The sequence below is a fragment of the Exiguobacterium sp. s168 genome (assembly GCF_018619035.1).
Taxonomy (GTDB): Bacteria; Bacillota; Bacilli; order Exiguobacteriales; family Exiguobacteriaceae; genus Exiguobacterium_A; species Exiguobacterium_A acetylicum.
Genome location: NZ_JACSNE010000030.1, coordinates 18430 through 38052, shown reverse-complemented (window position 1 = coordinate 38052; position 19623 = coordinate 18430). Strand labels below are relative to the sequence as shown.

The 19623-nt window shown below is 46.3% G+C and carries 19 protein-coding genes and 1 pseudogene; 16 read left to right on the top strand and 4 right to left on the bottom strand.

Annotation, left to right across the window (positions count from 1 at the left end; genetic code table 11):
- On the top strand, positions 1-186 hold a 186-nt coding region (locus KNQ15_RS14485; RefSeq protein ID WP_214729864.1), incomplete at its 5' end, for a hypothetical protein.
- A 34-nt stretch (positions 187-220) separates the two neighbouring features.
- Here the strand turns inward: KNQ15_RS14485 and KNQ15_RS14480 are convergent.
- Both KNQ15_RS14480 and KNQ15_RS14475 read right to left on the bottom strand, forming a co-directional pair.
- Positions 221-856: a DUF3885 domain-containing protein gene (locus tag KNQ15_RS14480; RefSeq protein ID WP_214729863.1), complete on the bottom strand. Its 636-nt coding sequence runs from the start codon at positions 854-856 to the stop codon at positions 221-223.
- A 43-nt stretch (positions 857-899) separates the two neighbouring features.
- Positions 900-1328: a VOC family protein gene (locus KNQ15_RS14475; RefSeq protein WP_214729862.1), complete on the bottom strand. Its 429-nt coding sequence runs from the start codon at positions 1326-1328 to the stop codon at positions 900-902.
- Positions 1329-1535: 207 nt separating this feature from the next.
- Between KNQ15_RS14475 and KNQ15_RS14470 the strand changes: the two genes are divergently transcribed.
- The 9 genes from KNQ15_RS14470 (at position 1536) to KNQ15_RS14430 (ending at position 9823) form a co-directional block, all read left to right on the top strand.
- Positions 1536-2549 carry a LacI family DNA-binding transcriptional regulator gene (locus tag KNQ15_RS14470; RefSeq protein WP_214729861.1) on the top strand — a complete coding sequence of 338 codons (1014 nt, stop codon included), beginning with the start codon at positions 1536-1538 and terminating at the stop codon, positions 2547-2549.
- Positions 2550-2738: 189 nt separating this feature from the next.
- Complete coding sequence (locus KNQ15_RS14465; RefSeq protein ID WP_214729860.1) at positions 2739-4046, top strand: ABC transporter substrate-binding protein; 1308 nt, start codon at positions 2739-2741, stop codon at positions 4044-4046.
- A gap of 58 nt (positions 4047-4104) precedes the next feature.
- The gene (locus KNQ15_RS14460) at positions 4105-5001 is read left to right on the top strand and encodes a carbohydrate ABC transporter permease (RefSeq protein WP_035411191.1); all 897 of its coding nucleotides are present in this window, start codon (positions 4105-4107) and stop codon (positions 4999-5001) included.
- 3 nt (positions 5002-5004) lie between these two features.
- Complete coding sequence (locus KNQ15_RS14455) at positions 5005-5928, top strand: carbohydrate ABC transporter permease (protein ID WP_214729859.1); 924 nt, start codon at positions 5005-5007, stop codon at positions 5926-5928.
- 22 nt (positions 5929-5950) lie between these two features.
- Positions 5951-7297: a GH1 family beta-glucosidase gene (locus KNQ15_RS14450; protein WP_214729858.1), complete on the top strand. Its 1347-nt coding sequence runs from the start codon at positions 5951-5953 to the stop codon at positions 7295-7297.
- A 169-nt stretch (positions 7298-7466) separates the two neighbouring features.
- On the top strand, positions 7467-7940 hold the full coding sequence (locus tag KNQ15_RS14445) for a hypothetical protein (RefSeq protein ID WP_214729857.1): 474 nt from the start codon (positions 7467-7469) through the stop codon (positions 7938-7940).
- Between the two features lie 115 nt (positions 7941-8055).
- Positions 8056-8574: an RNA polymerase sigma factor SigV gene (locus KNQ15_RS14440; RefSeq protein ID WP_214729856.1), complete on the top strand. Its 519-nt coding sequence runs from the start codon at positions 8056-8058 to the stop codon at positions 8572-8574.
- Entirely contained in the window at positions 8558-9412 is an 855-nt protein-coding gene (gene rsiV, locus KNQ15_RS14435) for an anti-sigma-V factor RsiV (protein ID WP_214729855.1), read from the top strand. Before KNQ15_RS14440 ends, rsiV begins: the two co-directional genes overlap by 17 nt.
- 114 nt (positions 9413-9526) lie before the next feature.
- A complete protein-coding gene (locus KNQ15_RS14430) occupies positions 9527-9823 on the top strand; it encodes an excalibur calcium-binding domain-containing protein (protein WP_214729854.1) in 297 nt (98 codons plus the stop codon).
- Positions 9824-9861: 38 nt separating this feature from the next.
- Here KNQ15_RS14430 and KNQ15_RS14425 read toward each other — a convergent pair whose 3' ends face one another.
- Positions 9862-10185 (bottom strand): thioredoxin family protein, encoded by a 324-nt coding sequence (locus KNQ15_RS14425; RefSeq protein WP_214729853.1) that lies wholly within the window; start codon positions 10183-10185, stop codon positions 9862-9864.
- A 299-nt stretch (positions 10186-10484) separates the two neighbouring features.
- Between KNQ15_RS14425 and KNQ15_RS14420 the strand changes: the two genes are divergently transcribed.
- A complete protein-coding gene (locus tag KNQ15_RS14420) occupies positions 10485-11354 on the top strand; it encodes a cation diffusion facilitator family transporter (RefSeq protein WP_214729852.1) in 870 nt (289 codons plus the stop codon).
- Positions 11355-11399: 45 nt separating this feature from the next.
- Here the strand turns inward: KNQ15_RS14420 and KNQ15_RS14415 are convergent, their stop codons facing one another.
- Positions 11400-11741, bottom strand: a complete 342-nt coding sequence (locus tag KNQ15_RS14415) for an ASCH domain-containing protein (protein ID WP_214729851.1) — start codon at positions 11739-11741, stop codon at positions 11400-11402.
- Between the two features lie 156 nt (positions 11742-11897).
- Between KNQ15_RS14415 and KNQ15_RS14410 the strand changes: the two genes are divergently transcribed.
- The 5 genes and pseudogenes from KNQ15_RS14410 to bcaP all read left to right on the top strand — a co-directional run bounded on the left by KNQ15_RS14410 (position 11898) and on the right by bcaP (position 19596).
- Complete coding sequence (locus KNQ15_RS14410) at positions 11898-12383, top strand: MarR family winged helix-turn-helix transcriptional regulator (RefSeq protein ID WP_214729850.1); 486 nt, start codon at positions 11898-11900, stop codon at positions 12381-12383.
- On the top strand, positions 12376-14100 hold the full coding sequence (locus KNQ15_RS14405) for an ABC transporter ATP-binding protein (protein WP_214729849.1): 1725 nt from the start codon (positions 12376-12378) through the stop codon (positions 14098-14100). Before KNQ15_RS14410 ends, KNQ15_RS14405 begins: the two co-directional genes overlap by 8 nt.
- On the top strand, positions 14097-15953 hold the full coding sequence (locus tag KNQ15_RS14400; RefSeq protein WP_214729848.1) for an ABC transporter ATP-binding protein: 1857 nt from the start codon (positions 14097-14099) through the stop codon (positions 15951-15953). Before KNQ15_RS14405 ends, KNQ15_RS14400 begins: the two co-directional genes overlap by 4 nt.
- Positions 15954-16169: 216 nt before the next feature.
- Positions 16170-17993 (top strand): mechanosensitive ion channel, encoded by a 1824-nt coding sequence (locus KNQ15_RS14395; RefSeq protein WP_214729847.1) that lies wholly within the window; start codon positions 16170-16172, stop codon positions 17991-17993.
- 217 nt (positions 17994-18210) lie between these two features.
- Positions 18211-19596: pseudogene (gene bcaP, locus KNQ15_RS14390) on the top strand (branched-chain amino acid transporter BcaP).
- The last annotated feature ends 27 nt before the right edge of the window (positions 19597-19623 follow it).

Genomic DNA, 19623 nt, shown 5'->3' with positions numbered 1-19623 from the left:
AATAGGTACAGTATATCGATATCTTTAAACACAAAAAACCCCGAATGGGGTCTTTTATCAAGTGTCCACCATTCAGGGTTCAGTTCAGTATTTGGAAATGAAGAGTTTTCAGTAAAAGCAAGACAAGCTTGGGTGAAGCAGTTGATTCAGTCGACTGTGCGTTTGACTTCTTTAAGCGAGAGCTAATAAAGAGGCGATTCTAAGTCAAAGAATCGCCTCTTTATAGTGAGAATGTCTGATCAATAGTGTTTTTATCATGGTTCAATATCCAATGCTTATAATCATCGTAGAGATCACGGATAGCGTCAGGTGTTTCGCCGATCAGGTCACAGCCTCGATCATCATAGATGTGAAACAGACTCTTTCGTCTCGGATTAAAGAAAAAGGTACGATGGATAAAAGAAGGGCGATCCGTGACATCGTGACTGCAAATATCACGGATTAAAGCTGGATAATGAATCTCTTGCCGCGTACAGGTCAAAGACAATGTGTATGTAGCATAGGGATGCTCTTCCACATATTGCGGTGTACGATCGCATCGCAGGCGATAGCGTAAAGAAGGGGACTTCAAGTACTTCACAAATCCACTATGCACGACCGGTTTCCAACCGCTTGTTCTTTTGTAGGGACTGACCTGCACGATCCATGTGATAAGATCAGATGGAGCATGAATGGCTTCGAATAAGGTTAGGGCTTTTCGATAGGCGGACTCTAGATAATTCGGATCATCTAGACCAACGTTTTTGAACAATGTTGGATTGCCTAGCTCAAAGCGGATTCCGTTCGCATTGTGATAAAATAAGTTCGGATATAAGACGAGCTGGGGAAAGATCGTATACAGCTCTTGGTGATTCAATAGGAACTCCTCCCTTCCATGTATGGTGCGCTACACTTATTCATTAGCCCATACTCGTTTCATGATTAACCTGCCATTGTACGCCAAACGCATCTTCGACAATACCGTATGCTTCACTCCAAAACGTCTTTTGAATCGGCATGATGATCTTGCCGCCTTCAGCGAGCCGCGCGAACGTTTCGTGCAATAGCTCCACATCGGCTAAGTGAAGGGCTAGCGTAATGTTTTGTCCGAACGTCACAGGGTTTTGTGGCATCGCGTCTGAGAACATGAGACGTGTGCCATGGACGATAAGCTGCGCATGTAAAATCAGTGTCTGGTGCTCCGGTGGATACGGTTGACCATCCGCATCCGGTCCAGGACCTGGTCCGAACTCCATGATTTCCGGCATTTCTTCCTGAAACACCTCCGTGTAGAACGTCAATGCTTCACGGGTATTTCCATTAAAGACAAGATACGGATTAATCGGCATGGGAAAGCTCCTTTCAAAAGGAAGAATGTGTTTCTTTTAGTGTACCAAACATTTGTTCGTATAAAAAGAGTGGATTGCTGATTTATTTAGTATAAATGATAACGGTTTCAATTTATCTGATTTTTATAAAAAATAGGTTGCAAGTTCCAGAAAGACTTCGTATACTAAATTTATCGAAAGCGCTTTCGGTGAAATGGAGTGAGTAGTATGGGAACAATTTATGATTTAGCGAAGATGACCGGATTTTCGATCACGACGGTCTCGAAAGCCTTAAATAATTATTCAGATGTCAGTGAAAAGACGAAAGCGAAGATCGTCCAGGCAGCAGCTGAGATGGGATACTTGCCGAATGCACATGCTCAATCGCTCTCGACAAAACGTTCGTGGACGATTGGTGTCATGTTTTCAGAAGCACATGGTGTCGGCATGATGCATCCGTTCTTTAATGCGATCATTGAAAGCTTCCGGAAAGCAACGGAGCAACAAGGGTATGATCTGATTTTTGCATCACGAAATTTACGTAATCGGGACATGAGTTACTTGGAGCACTTTCGGCACCGAGCAGTTGATGGCATTGTCGTCATCTGTTCGGACCAGTTGGATCTGCACGTTCAAGAATTGATTCAAAGTACGATTCCAATCGTTGTCGTTGATATGTACAGTCCGGATTGTAGCGTCATCTATTCCGACAATATTACGGGTGGGCGACTAGCCGTCGAGCATCTATATGAATTAGGTCATCGCCGGATTGCGCATATCGCTGGCGACACGACGACGGATGCTGGTGCAGCAAGGATCGAAGGTTATAAACAAGCAATGACTCAGTTCGGTTTGCCGATTCCGGACGGCTATATTGCAAACGGTGGGTTGTTTTCCGGAGAAGAAGGAAAACGGGCGATGCAAGAATTGCTGGTGCTACCGGATCGACCGACTGCTGTCTTTGCGGCAGGGGACCAAATGGCAATCGGCGCTATTGAAGCGATTCATGAAGCTGGCTTACAGATTCCAACAGATATCTCACTCGTAGGCTACGATGATATCGAGATGGCGAAGTATATCACACCGAAGCTGACGACTGTCCGGCAAGATACGGAAACAATTGGTCAGCAAGCGGCTTCAGTCTTGATCGAACAGATTGTCGATAAACAGCGGATGACGACACAAGACGTCATTCCCGTCGAGTTGATCGTTCGTCATTCGACAGGTTCTGCACCTGAGTGACGTGCGACGATTTCGGAATCGCTCTCGCTGGTTGTCAGGGAGAAAACGCGAGAGCGATTCCGAAATTATTTTTACGGCAGTTACGAAAGGGCTTTCGATTATTTTCTTGTCATTTTCGAAAGCGCTTTCGGATTAAACGATTAAATTGAAACCGCTTACTTAAAAACTATTAAAAAAGGATGGGATGAAATGAAAAAGGCGTTCATTAGTGCAGTCACGATTGGTGCCATGACAGCAACTGTCTTAGCGGGATGTACGGGAAGTGGCGAAGACACTACAAGTGGTGGCAAAGAGGTCTTAAAAATCTGGTCGTTTACGGATGAATTAAAAAAACCAATCAAAAAATTTGAAGAAAAGAATGGCGTCAAAGTCGAATTGACGATCGTGCCAATGGCCGACTATCCGACGAAGTTGAAACCAGCTCTTGAAAGTGGCGTCGGAGCACCAGATATCTTCACGGGTGAAATCGCCTTCTTGAAACAATGGGTCGACGCTGGCTACTGGGCAAATTTATCCGAAAAGCCGTTTAATGCAGATGACGTCGCAAAAGACTACATTCCGTATGTATTTGACATGGGGAAAGATAAAGAAGGAAACGTGCGTGCGCTCTCTTGGCAAACGACGCCAGGAGGCATTTACTACAAACGAAGCATTGCGAAAAAAGTACTCGGAACAGACGACCCGAAAAAAATCGGTGGCATGATGAATTCAATGGATGGGGTGTTTGAAGTCGCCGATAAAATGAAGCAAAAAGGCTATAAAATGTTCCCGGATGAAGGATCGATTCGCTGGTTCGTGCAAGGCAATGATCCACAACCATGGGTCAACGACAAGCAGGAGCTCGTCTTGACCGATGCGCGAAAAGAATATATGGACTACGCAAAAGAACTCCGTACGAAACAATATACGGCCCTTGCACCGGAATGGTCACCATCCTGGTACGCCGGCATGGATAAACCAGTCAAAGTCAAAGAGAATGGCAAGGAAATTCAGACAGAGGTCTTCTCGTATGTGTTACCGACTTGGGGACTGCATAGCGTCTTGAAGGAAAACGTGAAAAAATCCGCAGGAGACTGGGCTGTCACGAGCGGACCGAGTCCTTACTTCTGGGGCGGAACATGGTTAGGCGTCTACAAAGATTCGAAAAAGCAAAAACTTGCGTATGATTTCGTCAAAATGATGACGCAGGACGAAGAATTCTTGACAGACTGGGCAAAGGAAACGGGTGACGTCTTAGCATTCAAGCCAGTCACGGATAAAATCAAGACCAACTTTAAAGAAGATTTCTTGGATGGACAGAACAACTACGAATTTTTCTTAAAGCAAGCAGACCAAATCAAACCAGGCATCGTCACGAAGTATGATCAACAACTTGACACGCTCTATGGAGCTGCCGTGACTGAGTATGTTCGCGGAAAAAAATCAAAGGACGAAGCTCTAACGGAATTCTATAAAAAAGTCAAAAACGCGTACCCTGATGTAAAAGTACCCGAATAACGAGCAGGTGGGGCGCATCCTGCCTCACCTTTTCTCATGGAAGAAAGGAGCTTAACCTGTGAAAAAAATCGATCGCACTGGGTATCTCTTCATCGCACCGTTTTGGATCGTCTTCCTGATCTTCAGTATTTATCCGGTCGCCCTGACATTCTATTATAGCTTTACGAACTACACGGGAGCTGAAGGGGAACAAGTCGTTGGTCTTGCGAACTATACTCGGCTACTGAGTGATAGTTACTTCATCGAAGCGTTCTTTAACACGATCAAGATTTGGGCTGTCAACTTTACCTTACAAATTGGCGGGGCATTGTTGCTTGCATTGCTGTTCTCCGACCTCCAATTGAAATTGAAGGGGCTCGCGTTCTTCCGAGCGACCTTTTATCTGCCGAACTTGATTACGATCAGCTCCGTGGCGTTACTGTTTGGAATCTTGCTCGACTGGCAACATGGCTCGCTCAACATGATGTTGATGAAGATCGGTATCATTTCAGAGCCAATCAACTGGTTAACACAACCTGTCACAGCACAAGTATCTGTTTCACTCATCCTGACATGGATGTGGCTCGGTCACTCGTTCATCGTCGTCATGGCAGGCGTGTCTGGCATCTCGAAAGATTATTTTGAAGCGGCCTTGATTGACGGAGCGACCCGATGGCAAATTTTTTCTCGAATCACTTTGCCGCTGCTCAAGCCAATCTTATTGTATATCATGATCACCTCACTGATTGGTGGTTTGCAATTGTTCGACCTGCCGATGCTGATCACAGATGGAATCGGGGCGCCGGACGGGGCACTGAATACGATGGTGCTGTATCTCTATAACCAGGCATTCAAATACAACAACTATGGCTATGCTGCAGCTGTCGCTTATGGGTTGTTTGCCATCACGCTTGTTTTTTCAATCATCGTCTTCAAAGGGATGTTCCGAAAAGAACGTTCACCGAAAGGAGCCTGACCGATGGAACGAAATGCAGAAGCACGCCGGCTCGTGCCACAAACGGAAGAACAACCAGAACGCTCGGAGCATCCGCTTCGATTGACGCCGCCTCCAAAACGGAAAAAACCATGGCTTGTAAAAACGATCATTTACCTCGCATTGATTGCCTTGACGATTGCCTGCATCATTCCATTCTTGATGATGATCGTCAACGCAACCCGGTCAAATGAAGAAGTCCTGTCCGGCTTTTCTTTGATCCCGGGCAACTCGCTTGCTGACAACTACGCGGCGTTGAGTTCGTACGTCAATATCTGGTCCGGCTTTAAAAACAGCTTGATCATTGCTGTACTCGTGACCGTCTTGTCGGGATACTTTTCCGCCCTGACCGCATTCGGTTTTGCATTCTATCAATTCAAAGGAAAAAATGTCTTGTTCGTGTTCATGCTGATCATGATGATGATTCCAGGACAGCTCGGATTGATCGGTTTTTATGAGCTCAGCAAAAACTTAGGATTGCTCGATAGCTTCATTCCGCTCATCGTACCGGCTATTGCTAGCCCGTTCACCGTGTTCTTCATCCGTCAGTACGTCCAGACGGTCCTCCATCCAAGTTTGATTGAAGCAGCGCGTATCGATGGAGCAAGCGAATGGCGGATTTTCCATACGATCGCCTTACCGATGATGATGCCCGCGATCGCGACGATGTCGATCTTCACCTTCATCGGTTCGTGGAATAACTACATCATGCCGCTCGTCTTACTCTTCTCGCCGGAAAAGTATACGCTCCCGGTCTTGATGGGATTCTTAAAAGGTTCACAAGTCGCAGAGAACTTAGGGTCACTGTATCTCGGCATCGCGATTTCCGTCGTGCCGATCATGATCGCTTTCTTGTTCCTCTCGAAGTATATCGTTAGCAGTATCTCGGCTGGTGCCGTCAAAGAATAATTCATCAAAGGAGATGACACATATGAAATTTGCACCAAACTTTGTATTCGGAACAGCCACATCGTCGTATCAAATCGAGGGCGCTTACAACGAAGGTGGACGGACGCCTTCCATCTGGGATGCGTTTTGCGCAGAAGATGGCAAGGTCTTCAACTGGCAAAACGGTAACGTCGCTTGTGATCATTACCATCGTTATGAAGAGGACATCGCCCATATTAAGAAGCTTGGCGTCGATACGTATCGCTTTTCGATTGCCTGGCCACGGATTTTTCCGCAAAAAGGAATTTATAATCCTGAAGGCATGGCGTTTTATAAGCAGCTTGCAACACGCTTGCGCGAAGAGGGCATTAAGCCGGCTGTCACACTGTATCATTGGGATTTGCCACTCTGGGCACACGAAGAAGGCGGCTGGGTCAACCGAGAATCGGTCGACTGGTTCCTTGATTTTGCACGGGCATGTTTTACGGAGCTTGACGAAGTCGTCGACTCTTGGATTACGCACAATGAGCCGTGGTGTGCTGGGTTCCTCAGCTATCACATCGGGGAACATGCACCCGGTCATACTGATCTGAACGAAGCCGTTCATGCGGTGCATCATTTGCTCTTATCTCACGGAAAAGCAGTCGAAATGCTGAAGGAAGAGATGAAATCGACGACACCGATCGGCATTACACTTAATCTGGCGCCTAAATATGCAAAGACAGATTCGGTCAATGATCGGTTAGCGATGAATAATGCAGACGGCTATGCGAATCGTTGGTTCCTTGATCCGGTCTTTAAGGGACATTATCCGGTCGACATGATGAATCTTTTCTCAAAATATGTCCATTCGTTTGCTTTCATCCAGGAAGGGGATATGGAAACGATTGCTGTACCGTGTGACTTCCTCGGGATTAATTTCTATAGCCGTAACCTTGTCGAATTCAGCGCAGCAAATGATTTTCTACAAAAAGCTGCGTATTCTGACTACGACAGAACCGCGATGGGATGGGACATTGCACCGAACGCATTCAAGGACTTAATTCGCCGATTGCGGGCGGAATATACAAATTTACCGATCTATATTACAGAAAACGGAGCCGCATTTGACGATGAGCTGATCGAAGGACGGGTCGCCGACCAAAACCGAATCGATTATGTTGTGCAACACTTGCAAGCAATCTCGGATTTGAATGAAGAAGGCATGGATATTCGTGGCTACTACTTATGGTCGCTTCTTGACAACTTCGAGTGGAGCTTCGGTTACGAAAAACGCTTCGGAATCCTTTATGTCGATTTCGAGACACAGGAACGAATTTGGAAAGACAGTGCTCATTGGTATGCGAACGTGATCAAGCGACATAAAGCTACGCTTCCCCAAAGCGTATAAGGAAAAAGGCAAGGACGACTCATCGTCCTTGCCTTTTTGCCCGGATTAGATAAAAAAATCAATAGAGATCGGGTGAAAAAATGTGTGAAAGAAAAAGGATTAAAACCCATCATATGGAATGTAAAAAGTGTAGAGGTGACATCTATTCGTTTTCAGGGGAGGAAACGTCATGCGTCAGAGGGACTTACCGTATCGGTTCATCTTTATTTTAGGTTTACTTGTCATGATCGGAATTAACGGATGGTCCGCCATGCTCCATCCGGACGGAACGATTAACGGATGGCAAAGCATTGCCTCCGTTGTCTGGCTTGTTGGTCTAGTCGGGTCTCTATTCTATATCAAGGAAGATAAAGCGCTTCGACTTATGGTCTGGTATATCCGGATTGGTCTCGTTGCGGCGTTATTCATTTACGGTGTTTCGTTACTTGAAGGCGCGTTTTCTGAGACGATTTGGTTTGATGGACTGGCGAGTGTTCAGTTCATATTCTATTTCCTCTTCGTCATCCCATTGTTTGGATTAAATGCCTGGACGGATGTTCTGTTTGGTGAGTTTTCGTTATACATGAGTGTTCTGTACGGTATCGCCTTGATCACGCTTCACGTAAAAGTCTGGAATGATGCATCACGGCATTTAAATTATTGATTCAAAAAGGTGACCTGGTGTCATCTTTTTTTTGTTGTGTCGTCAACTTTTTTCTCGACTCGCCCGTCTTAATGATGTATACACAGAACGATATCGAAAAAAGGAGCCGCGGCCTATGACCTCTCGTCAAATGAGAAAACGGGAAAAAGCATTCGTCCGTTTTTTAAAGCAATACAAACCGAATCTTTACTGGTTAGCCTACAGTTATATGAAAAATGAACAGGATAGTCTGGATGTCATTCAGGACAGCATCCAAAAAGCGTTACAGTCGCTTGAGCGTCTCGAGGATGAGGAACGGATGAAAGCCTGGTTCTATCAGATTTTGACACGAACAGCGATTGATGCGATCCGGAAGCGGCAACATAGCGTCAGTTACGATACGGATCGATTGATTGAACTCGTCGCGACGAAAGAAGATACATATCCGGATGCCGATTTGCGACAAGCACTCGAGGAGTTACCGGTCATGTACCGGGAAGTCGTTATCTTACACTATTTCGAGGATTTGATCTTAAAAGACGTCGCGACGATTTTAGAGCTGAATCTAAGTACGACCAAGTCTCGCCTCTATAAAGGGTTGACCTTACTGAAAATGAAATTGAATGGAGATGATCTAGATGTCAAACAAACTTGATGATCTGAAACAGGCTTACCAACAACCACCGGTTCCAAAAGAACTCGATGAAATGATTGCCCGAGTCGAGCATCGAATTCGTCCCTCGCGGACGAAACGCTCCGTGTTGATCACAGCCGCCGCGATCACGTTATTCGTTGGCGGATTAAATAGTAATGCTTCGTTTGCGGACGCGATGGCGAAGGTGCCGGTCTTTGGTCAACTGACCGAGATCGTGACGATCGACTGGAAAGAGACGAAGACACAACAGTCGGCTGATATCGAAGCGCCTCAGGTGACGTTACCGGATAAGGCACTCGAGCAACAACTGAACGAAAAGTATATCGCAGAAGGACAAGCGCTCTATGAAAAGTTCAAACAGGAGACGAACGGACAGGAAGGGGTATTTGCCGTCGATAGCCGCTACGACGTCAAAACAGATACGGACGACTTGTTGTCGATCGGGCGGACTGTCACTGAAACACGGGCAAGTGCAGCGGAAAGCGTCCAGTACGATACGATCGATAAGAAGCAACAGCTTATCCTGACGTTACCATCCTTGTTCAAGGATGACGGATATATCACGACGATCAGTGATTATCTAAAAGAAGAGATGCGTCGTCAAATGAAAGCAGATGAAGGAAAGGTCTACTTTGTCGAAGGAACATCAGATGTGCCAGAGGACGAGCAGTTCAAGCACATTTCAGCGAAGCAAAACTTCTATATTACGGCAGACCACAAATTAGTCCTGTCGTTTGATGAATACAGCATCGCTCCAGGATATATGGGCATCGTTGAATTTAAGATCCCGACATCGATCTTAAAAGATGACCTCGTCAGTTCGACCTATATTCGTTGATCGTCAGATTTTAAAAAACATTGACGTAAAAATGAAAAAAGGAAACAATTTCTAAAAATGACCTCTTATAATCAAAAGACGAATCGTTGTTTTTTGAAAAAAGGAGGAATCCCTATGAAAAGATGGAGTCGGCTTGTACTCGCAGGTGTCGTCAGTCTCGCCTTGATCCATGTTCCGGCAGCTAGTGAAGCGGCGACGAAAGCAAAAGCCTTTTCAAGTTGTGCAGAAATGCAAAAGACGTATAAAGGCGGTGTCGCGAAAAAAGCGGGTCTAAAGAATCGGCCCGGGTATGACAAGAATGGAAAACCGATCTATAAAGCAACAAAGTACAAGGCCTACGTGAGTCTTGCGACGTATAACTTAAACACGAAAAGAGACCGGGATAAAGACGGCATTGCGTGTGAGCGTTAAAAAAATAACCTGACGCTGCGGCGTCAGGTTATTTTTACTTAGTTGAAGTTTTGCTTCAGGAACGCTGTAACTTCTTCTGGTGTTTTGGCATTTGCACTGTGCAAGTGCGCCAATTTTTCATTGTTTTTGAAGACGAGCAAGCTTGGGATCCCCATGACATCGTGGTTCGATGCGATTTCAGGGAACTCATCCTTGTCGATCGTGTGGATTGGTAAGTGGTCGAATTGTGACTCGACGTCCGGCATGAAGTAATCCATCCGTTTGCAGTCCGGGCACCAGTCTGCTTCGAACTTGATGATGACCGGTGCATCACCTGAAATCAATTCCTTGAATGTTTCTTCACTCTTAATGAATTCTGCCATTGTGAGAACTCCTCCTCTTGGTGTTGTACCTTTAGTCTACCGATTCCCTTCAGAACTTGCACGAATTATGTTCGTCAAAGAGTCTGACAAGTCAAAAAAGTTGGTTGCTCTTTAAGATAATGCTGCCGATTTTCTTCAAAAGAGCGACATGACTCAATCGAATTCATTTTGGTATAGGGAAACATTATTGCGTATTTGTTAATTACCTAGTTCGAAACAAAATGATTTCTCTAGACCCACTCGATTTCCGACTGGTACGATGAGGTTTGCTAATCGCAGAGAAAGTGGGGGCGACGAGAATGGAACAACAAAAATACGATAATCTAAAACGCGGCGAACGCGGTGCGATGATCAGTATCGCGGCCTATATCTTGTTATCATCTTTAAAATTAATCATTGGTTATACAGCAGACTCTGCCGCACTCCGGGCGGACGGTTTGAACAATGCGACCGACATCATCGCGTCGATTGCCGTCTTGATCGGCTTACGGATTTCACAACGTCCGGCAGATGACGATCACAAGTACGGACACTGGAAAAGTGAGACGATTGCCTCACTCGTAGCTTCCTTCATTATGATGGCAGTTGGTCTTCAAGTTTTGATTGATACGATCTCGACGTTGTTCGAAGGCAAACAGGAATCACCCGATATTCTCGCGGCATACGTCGGAATCGGTTCAGCTCTCGTGATGTACTTCGTCTACCGCTACAATAAGAAGTTATCCGAAGAGATTGAAAGCAAAGCCGTCATGGCAGCGGCGAAAGATAATCTATCCGATGCGCGGGTCAGTGTTGGGACGACGATCGGAATCGTCGGATCACAGTTCGGCATGCCCTGGCTCGATGTTGTGACCGCGATCATCGTCGGCTTCTTGATCTGTAAGACAGCATGGGACATCTTCACGGAAGCCTCACACGAACTGACGGATGGCTTCGATGAGAAGAAGCTGAAGATGTATGAAGATGTCATCTTCGATCTCGAAGGTGTCAAAGGGATCAAGTCCATCAAAGGACGCAATTACGGCAACAATGAAGTCGTTGATGTCGTCATCCTCGTCAACTCAACTTTGAACATCCATCAAGCACACGATATTGCGACACGTGTTGAAGATACACTGACGGAAGAATACGGTGTCTATGATATCCATGTACACGTCGAACCCGAATGAATTCAAAAACGTCTTTTCTACGCTGACTGTAGAAAAGACGTTTTTTTATGGTTCTAATGCGATCGTCAGAGCCAGTGCCCCGTACTGTTGCTCGGCTTCCGGTGAATAGATTGCATAGGTTGACGTCACGAGTTCGTCGAGCGACCAACCGACACAGTCGATAGCTTCATTTGGGATCTGTACATAAAGCGCTCGGAAATCAGGAAAGACTTGTCGTTTTGTTACACGTACAAGGAATGTCTCGTTCGTTTTCGTATGGGTGAATCGAATCTGATCACCGACTTGTACCTGTTGTCGTTTTGGATCATTTAGCCGAATCTCGACGGTCTTTCGTCCTTGTTCGATTGAACGAAATGGTTCTTCAAATAAGCCCATTTCATGTCTCATCTATGCTCACTCCTTGTCTTCCTTGAGCATAGCAAAACTATGTGATTTTTCACATTGCCTTTTCGTTGACAATCAAAAATAATCGGCGTAATTTAATTCATATAAGTAATTGTTCCTTTTGGAACGATTTGAAATGGAACAAGGAGGCGAAACAAGATGGATCAAACGGAAACGACCCGTTCGAATGCGATGATGCAGTCGTTTTGGAACGTGCAACGACATCTCGTTCGGGCAGCGCACCAGACGGCACAGGAAAACGGACTCAGTTTACCGCAATTTCATAGCTTGATGACGATTGCACCGCGTGGACCGATCTCACAAAAAGAGCTCGCTGCGCATACGCATTTACCGAAAAGTACGCTCAGTCAGTCGATTGAAGGGCTCGTCCAATCGGGCTGGGTCATTCGCGAGACGAATCCGGAGAATCGACGGGAAGTCGTCTTAAAGCTTAGTGATCAAGGGCAGCAATTCGTCACTGACATCAAGGAACAAGAGAAAGGCATGCAACGTCAACTGGAGCAAGTGCTTGCGACGATTGACCCGGACGTATTCGAACAGATGCTTGAAACACACGCAGTGATCGCTGAAGGAATCGGTCAGATTTTACGTCCAGATCTGAAAGGAGGATGTTCGGATGATTAAGTTACTCAAACGGTTGACGGTCTATAAATGGGCAGTCCTTGCCGTGCTCATCTTGGTTTTCGCGCAGTCGATGTCCGATTTGTATTTACCGACACTGATGGCGGACATCATCGATAAAGGCGTCGTTACCGGCGATACCGCGTATATTTGGAAAATTGGTGCCGTCATGCTAGGGATTACCGGTATCGGAGCGTTAGCCGCGGTTGCCGCCAGTTATTATTCATCGAAGGCGTCGATGGGGCTCGGACGGGATATCCGTCGTCAAGTCTTTAACCATGTTGAACGATTTTCACTGCAAGAGTTCGACCAAGTCGGAACGGCGTCATTGATTACGCGGACGACGAACGACATCACACAAGTCCAACAAGTCGTCATCATGATGTTACGGATGGTCGTCAGCGCACCGATCATGTTCATCGGTGGATTGATCATGGCTGTCTCAAAAGATTCCAAACTCTCGCTCGTCATCGTCGCAGCGATGCCGGTCCTTGTGCTTTCGATCCTATTGATTTTGTGGAAAGGGGTTCCGTTGTTCGGAAAGGTTCAAAAACGACTCGACCGTCTGAACCTTGTCCTACGTGAGAACTTGACCGGGATCCGTGTCATCCGTGCTTTTAACCGGGAACGCGATGAGCAAGTGCGATTAACGAAAGCAAACGCCGATTTGACGGAAGTCTCGATCAAGGTCAATAAAATCATGGCGTTTTTGATGCCGGTGATGATGCTCGTGATGAACTTGACGGTCGTCGGTGTCATTTGGTTCGGGGGCATCCGGATCGATAATGGTGGTATGCAGATTGGGGACTTGATGGCGTTCATCCAGTACGTCATGCAAATCATGTTCGCTCTCGTCATGGCATCGGTCATGTTCGTCATGATTCCGCGGGCAGCCGTCTCGGCGAAACGGATCAATGAAGTCCTCGAGATGACACCAACGATGACAGATGAGGGAACACAAACCGCTGACCGTGAAAAAGGAACGCTCGTCTTTGATCGTGTCACGTTCCGTTATCCAGGAGCTGAGACACCCGTTTTATCCGATATTAGTTTTACGGCACGACCAGGTGAAGTAACGGCTGTGATCGGTGGGACCGGTTCCGGTAAATCAACGCTCGTCAATTTGATTCCCCGTTTTTATGATGTGACGGAAGGAAGCATTCGCGTCAATGGCGTTAATAGCCAGGACGTACCGCAAGAGGAACTGCGGTCGAAAATCGGCTTCGTTCCCCAAAAGGCGTTACTGTTCACAGGTACGATTGCCGAAAACATTCGTTTCGGGAAAGAGGACGCGACAGATGAAGAGGTCGCGCATGCAGCGCACATCGCGCAAGCGACGGACTTCATCGAACGGATGCCGGATGGTTACGATGCGCGGATCGAACAAGGCGGATCGAACGTCTCTGGTGGGCAAAAACAACGCTTGTCAATTGCTCGAGCCCTCGTTCGTCGACCGGATCTATATGTCTTTGATGACAGTTTTTCAGCACTCGACTTCAAGACCGATGCGGCCCTTCGAAAAGCGTTACGGGAAGAAACACGCGAAGCGACGGTCTTGATCGTTGCTCAGCGTGTCAGTACCGTCATTGATGCCGATCAAATCATCGTCCTTGATGAAGGGAAAGTCGCTGGAATCGGGACGCACGACGAGTTGTTTGCGAACAACGCCGTCTATCAGGAAATCGTTAAGTCACAACTATCAGAGGAGGAAATCGCATGAGTGAGAAGAAACGACCTGCCGGCGGTCCTCCGCCTGGTGGTCCCGGTGGCGGAAATATGATGATGCTTGGTGAAAAACCAAAGGATTTCAAAGCAACGTTCCGACGCCTGCTTCGGTATCTGCGTCCGCGTTGGACGGCACTGATCGGTGTCTTTTTAGCAGCGATCCTCAGTACAGTCTTCATGATTGCCGGTCCGAAAATCATGGGAACGGCGATCACGGAATTGTTTGAAGGTGCGTATGCGAAATTCCAAGGTGTACCAGGAGCAGAAATTGATTTCACGAAAATCGGACAGATCCTCTTGTGGCTCGCTGGACTTTATATCATCAGTAGTCTGTTCAATTACTTGCAACAGTATTTGATGTCGGGCATCGCTCAAAAAACAGTCTACGATTTACGTGAGGACGTCAACCATAAACTCGAACGCTTGCCATTAAAATACTATGATGGTCGTCCGAACGGGGAGACACTAAGCCGTGTGACGAACGACATCGATACGATCGGGAGTACGTTACAACAAAGTGTGACTTCATTCATCACGTCGATCGTGACAATCGTCGGGATTTTAATCATGATGCTGACGATTAGTCCATTGTTAACACTGATTTCACTTGTCTCGTTGCCGGTCTCGATTTTTGCGATTCGTCCGATTTTGAAACGATCCCAAAAATACTTTGCCGATCAACAACGGACACTCGGTCAGTTGAACGGACACGTCGAAGAGATGTATACCGGACACTCTGTCGTCAAGGCGTTCGGACATGAACGCAAAGCGGTCGAGCAGTTCGATGCCGTCAACGAGGAGTTGTATGAAGCAGGGCGCAAAGCGCAGTTCATCTCCGGGATCATCATGCCGATGATGATGTTCATCGGGAATATCAGTTACGTCCTGATCAGTATCGTCGGTGGGATTCTCGTCACGCAACGGGTCATCTCGATCGGGGATATTCAAGCGTTCATCACCTATACACGTCAGTTCACACAACCAATCACACAAACGGCGAACATCGCGAACATCGTCCAATCGACTGTTGCAGCGGCGGAACGTGTCTTTGAATTACTCGACGAAGCAGAAGAGATTAAAGAAGTGACGACGCATCGTCTTGCGCAGGCTGAAGGAGCCGTTGCATTCGAACACGTTGATTTTGGTTACGGAAACGATCTCTTGATCGAGGATATGAACATTGATGTCGCACCGGGACAAACCGTCGCGATCGTTGGACCGACGGGTGCCGGTAAGACGACGATGATCAATCTATTGATGCGCTTTTATGAATTAAACGGCGGGACGATTCGGATTGATGGCATCGATACCCGTGAGATGTCACGCGAAGACTTACGGACGACGTTCGGTATGGTCTTACAAGATACGTGGCTCTTCAACGGTACGATCCGAGACAATCTTGCTTACGGTAAAAGTGGAGCAACCGAAGAAGAGATTATCGCGGCAGCGAAGACCGCACATGCTGATCATTTCATCCGGACATTGCCGGACGGTTATGATACGGTTTTAAACGAGGAAGCTTCGAACATCTCGCAAGGTCAGAAACAGTTGTTGACGATTGCTCGGGCAGTTCTTGCCGATCCTCCGATCATGATCCTTGATGAAGCGACCTCTAGTGTCGATACACGGACGGAGGTCTTCATCCAGCAAGCAATGCGACGGTTGATGGAAGGACGGACGAGTTTCGTCATTGCTCACCGTCTGTCGACGATCAAAGATGCTGATTTGATTCTCGTCATGAATCAAGGGCGTGTCATCGAGCAAGGTACTCATGAAGAATTACTTGAGGCAGATGGATTTTATGCAGATCTGTACAACAGCCAATTCTCTGAAAAAGAAGTCGTATGATATAGGGCAGTGTCGTCATGTAGACGACGCTGCTTTTTTTACGAAATGATTGTTATAACTGTGTATTCTCACATACTGTAATCATCCAGTTTTTTTAGATAAAACAAGAAACTCCACATTTTGGTACGAACACTGGTTTAATAAATCCTTTAGCTGGGGAAATTAAAGAAGTGTCAGAAACATATAATTTTATTTTAGGTGAAGGAGTGTGAAAAGATGAATAACATTTGGAACGGAACGTCGTTGAACCTGAACGGCATTCTCGGATCACTCGGCAACTTGCTTGGAGCGATCATCGTCTTTTTAATTGGATGGCTCATTGCTAAGCTGATTGCGAATGGGATTCAAAAAGCGTTAGAGAAATCTGGGGTCGTCAACAAGTTATCGCCTCAAAAAGAAGGGGCGCCACCAAAGAAGAAAAAGTGGACACCTGAAAAAATTATCGGGACTGTCGTCTTTTGGATTCTCATGGTCTTCGTCCTAATCTTGGTCTTCAATATCCTTAATCTGAACATCATTGCGGGACCACTTGCGGATACGATGAGTACATTGCTCGCGGCAATACCGAATATCCTGAAAGCAGCCCTCATCCTCCTCTTGGCATATGTCATCGCGGTCGTTCTCCGCATGATCATCGTCAAAGCAGGTACGAAGCTGATGGCGAACGACAAAGTACGTTCGAACAAGATGCTTCAAGGTCAGACAGATCTTTCAGCTTATCCAAAAATCGCAGGGGAGATCGTCTTCTACCTCGTCTTGCTTCTGTTCCTACCAGGTGTACTTGGTGCGTTGAACATTGAGAGTGTCTCACAACCGTTTAGCCAATTATTATCGTCATTCCTTGGATTCATTCCACGCTTGATTGCTGCGGCAGCCATCTTCTTCGTTGGCTTCCTCGTAGCGAAAATCGTCCGCGATATCGTGACGAATTTCCTTCATGCTGTTGGAACGGATAAATTTGCATCTCGCTTCAATCTTGGGTCAAATGATCAAAAAGATTCGAAATCACTGTCGTCGATTCTTGGAACAGTCGTCTTCATCTTGATTCTGATTCCAATCACGATTTCAGCACTTGATCAATTAAATATTAAAGGAATTACAGGACCAGCGATCAACATGTTGAACGATGTCCTTGGTATGATTCCGAATATCATTGTCGGTGTCGTTCTGATTCTTGTCGGTCTTTATGTCGGACGTTTCATCAAGAAATTCGTTACGGATCTCCTGTCACGTCTTGGATTCAACAACCTAACACGTCACTTGAAAATCGGGACGTGGGATGCGAACCAAGCGTCTACATCACCAGCTTCCATCGTTGGTGCACTCGTTGAGATCGTCATCGTCGTTCTCTTCGTCGTCGAAGCCTTCAACTTGATTGGTCTTGATTTCATGGTCGACCTCGGTCGTGCCGTCCTTGCTTTCTTGCCAAGCGTCTTGACAGCGATCATCATTCTCGCAATCGGGATCATCGTCAGCAACCTTGTCAAACGTACGATGGACAGCCTGTTCGGTAACTCTGAACTGAAAGTCCTCTCAATCGTTGCGAAGTATGCGATTCTTGCACTTGCTGTCTTCATGGCACTTGATCAATTGGGTGTTGCGGATACAATCGTCAACTCAGCCTTCATCTTGATCCTTGGAGCACTTGCACTTGCTTTCGGTCTTGCCTTTGGTCTCGGTGGACGTGATAATGCATCGCGTTACCTCGATCGTTTGCAAAAGAAAGCAGAGAACACGGAAGTCGACACATCGAATCTTCCAAGTAAGTCTGCATCGACTTCTTCTTCACCAAGCTTGAAAGATGCAGCAAAAGGTGCTGCGTCACAAGCAGCGGATGATGTCACACCAGATCGTGCACCACGTTCAGCGCGTTCATCTTCAACAGATGAAACGACACATGGTACACCAAAAGGTGCGTTGCCAGAAAATGATTTAGCACAACAAGATGATTATCCGATTGACCCAAATGATCATAAAGGGCCAAACCTCGATCATCCTAACAATCGTCCAAACCTCGATCACCCTAATGATCGTCCGTAATGAGAGTACGCCCTTTCCTCTAACTTTAGGGGAAAGGGTGTTTTCGCGTTGATGCATCAAAGCATTGTCGTATTTTCACAAAAGTGGTTTGACCACTTTGTGAAAAAATACAGAAAAAAAGACTTATCGAACCTGACATCGTTTGTTATGATTAGAAAGTCAATTACCTAAATGATTTGAATATTCAGAAAAAAGAGAAAAGTTCGGAGGATGAAACATGAGTTTGCTTCGCAAGAAAGATGTCAGTGTAATGATGGATATGAAACACCATTCCAAACTGGCACGTCATTTATCAGGGTTTGACCTTATTTTACTTGGAATCGGTGCCATCATCGGAACCGGAATTTTCGTTCTAACAGGAACGGGTGCTCTTTATGCTGGACCAGCTTTACCGATCTCATTCATTATTTCTGCAGTCGTCTGTGCACTCGCAGCCCTTTGTTATGCTGAATTCTCGTCGATGATTCCTGTTTCAGGTAGTGTATATACGTATACATACGCAACGATCGGGGAACTTGTCGCCTGGATCATCGGGTGGTGTTTGATCTTAGAATATGGACTCGCTTCAAGTGCCGTTGCAACTGGCTGGTCAGGATATTTCCAGTCGCTCTTAGCAGGTTTCGGCGTCCATTTACCGACGGCTTTAACAGCTGCGCCAGGAGCTGTACCGGGAAGCTAGACATTCTTTAACTTACCGGCATTCTTGATTTTAATGGTCATCACGCTCTTGCTTTCGCTTGGCATTAAAGAAACAAAACGCGTCAACAATGTCATGGTACTCGTCAAAGTTGCCGTCGTTGTTCTTTTCATCGTCGTCGGGATTTGGTATGTCGAACCAGGCAACTATAAACCATTTGCTCCGTTTGGTATGAGTGGGATCTTACAAGCTTCGGCGATTGCCTTCTTTGCGTACCTTGGGTTCGATGCGGTTACATCAGCGGCAGAAGAAGTCAAAAACCCAGGACGTAACTTACCAATCGGAATCTTGGGATCGCTTGCGATCGTTACCGTTCTATACGTCGTCGTTTCGGCTATCATGGTCGGAATCGTTCCATTCAAACAGTTCGAGGGTGTCGATAGTCCCGTATCGCTTGCGTTAAAAGTCGCAGGTCAAGACTGGGTTGCTGGATTTGTTGACTTGGGTGCCATCGTTGGTATGACGACGGTCATCCTTGTTATGACATTTGGTCTTATTCGTCTCTTGTTCGCGATGAGCCGTGACGGACTTTTACCGAAAGTCTTCTCGGATGTTAATGAAAAATCACACACACCGGTCAAAGCGACATGGATTCTCGGAACAATCGCTGGTTTGATTGCTGGATTCGTGCCACTCGGTACACTTGCTGAATTGATCAACATCGGAACACTGGCAGCATTCGCGTTCATCTCAATCGCAGTCATCATTCTGCGCCGGACGCGTCCTGATTTGAAGCGTGCCTTTAAAGTTCCGTTCGTACCAGTCTTACCGATTCTATCAGTCCTCGCTTGTATCATGTTGATGGTCAACTTACAGAAATTCACATGGATTGCCTTCTTCGTTTGGACAGCAATCGGACTGCTTGTTTACTTTGGTTATGGACGTAGCCGTTCTAAAATTCAATAAGTAGGGCACCCTTGGCGACAAGGGTGT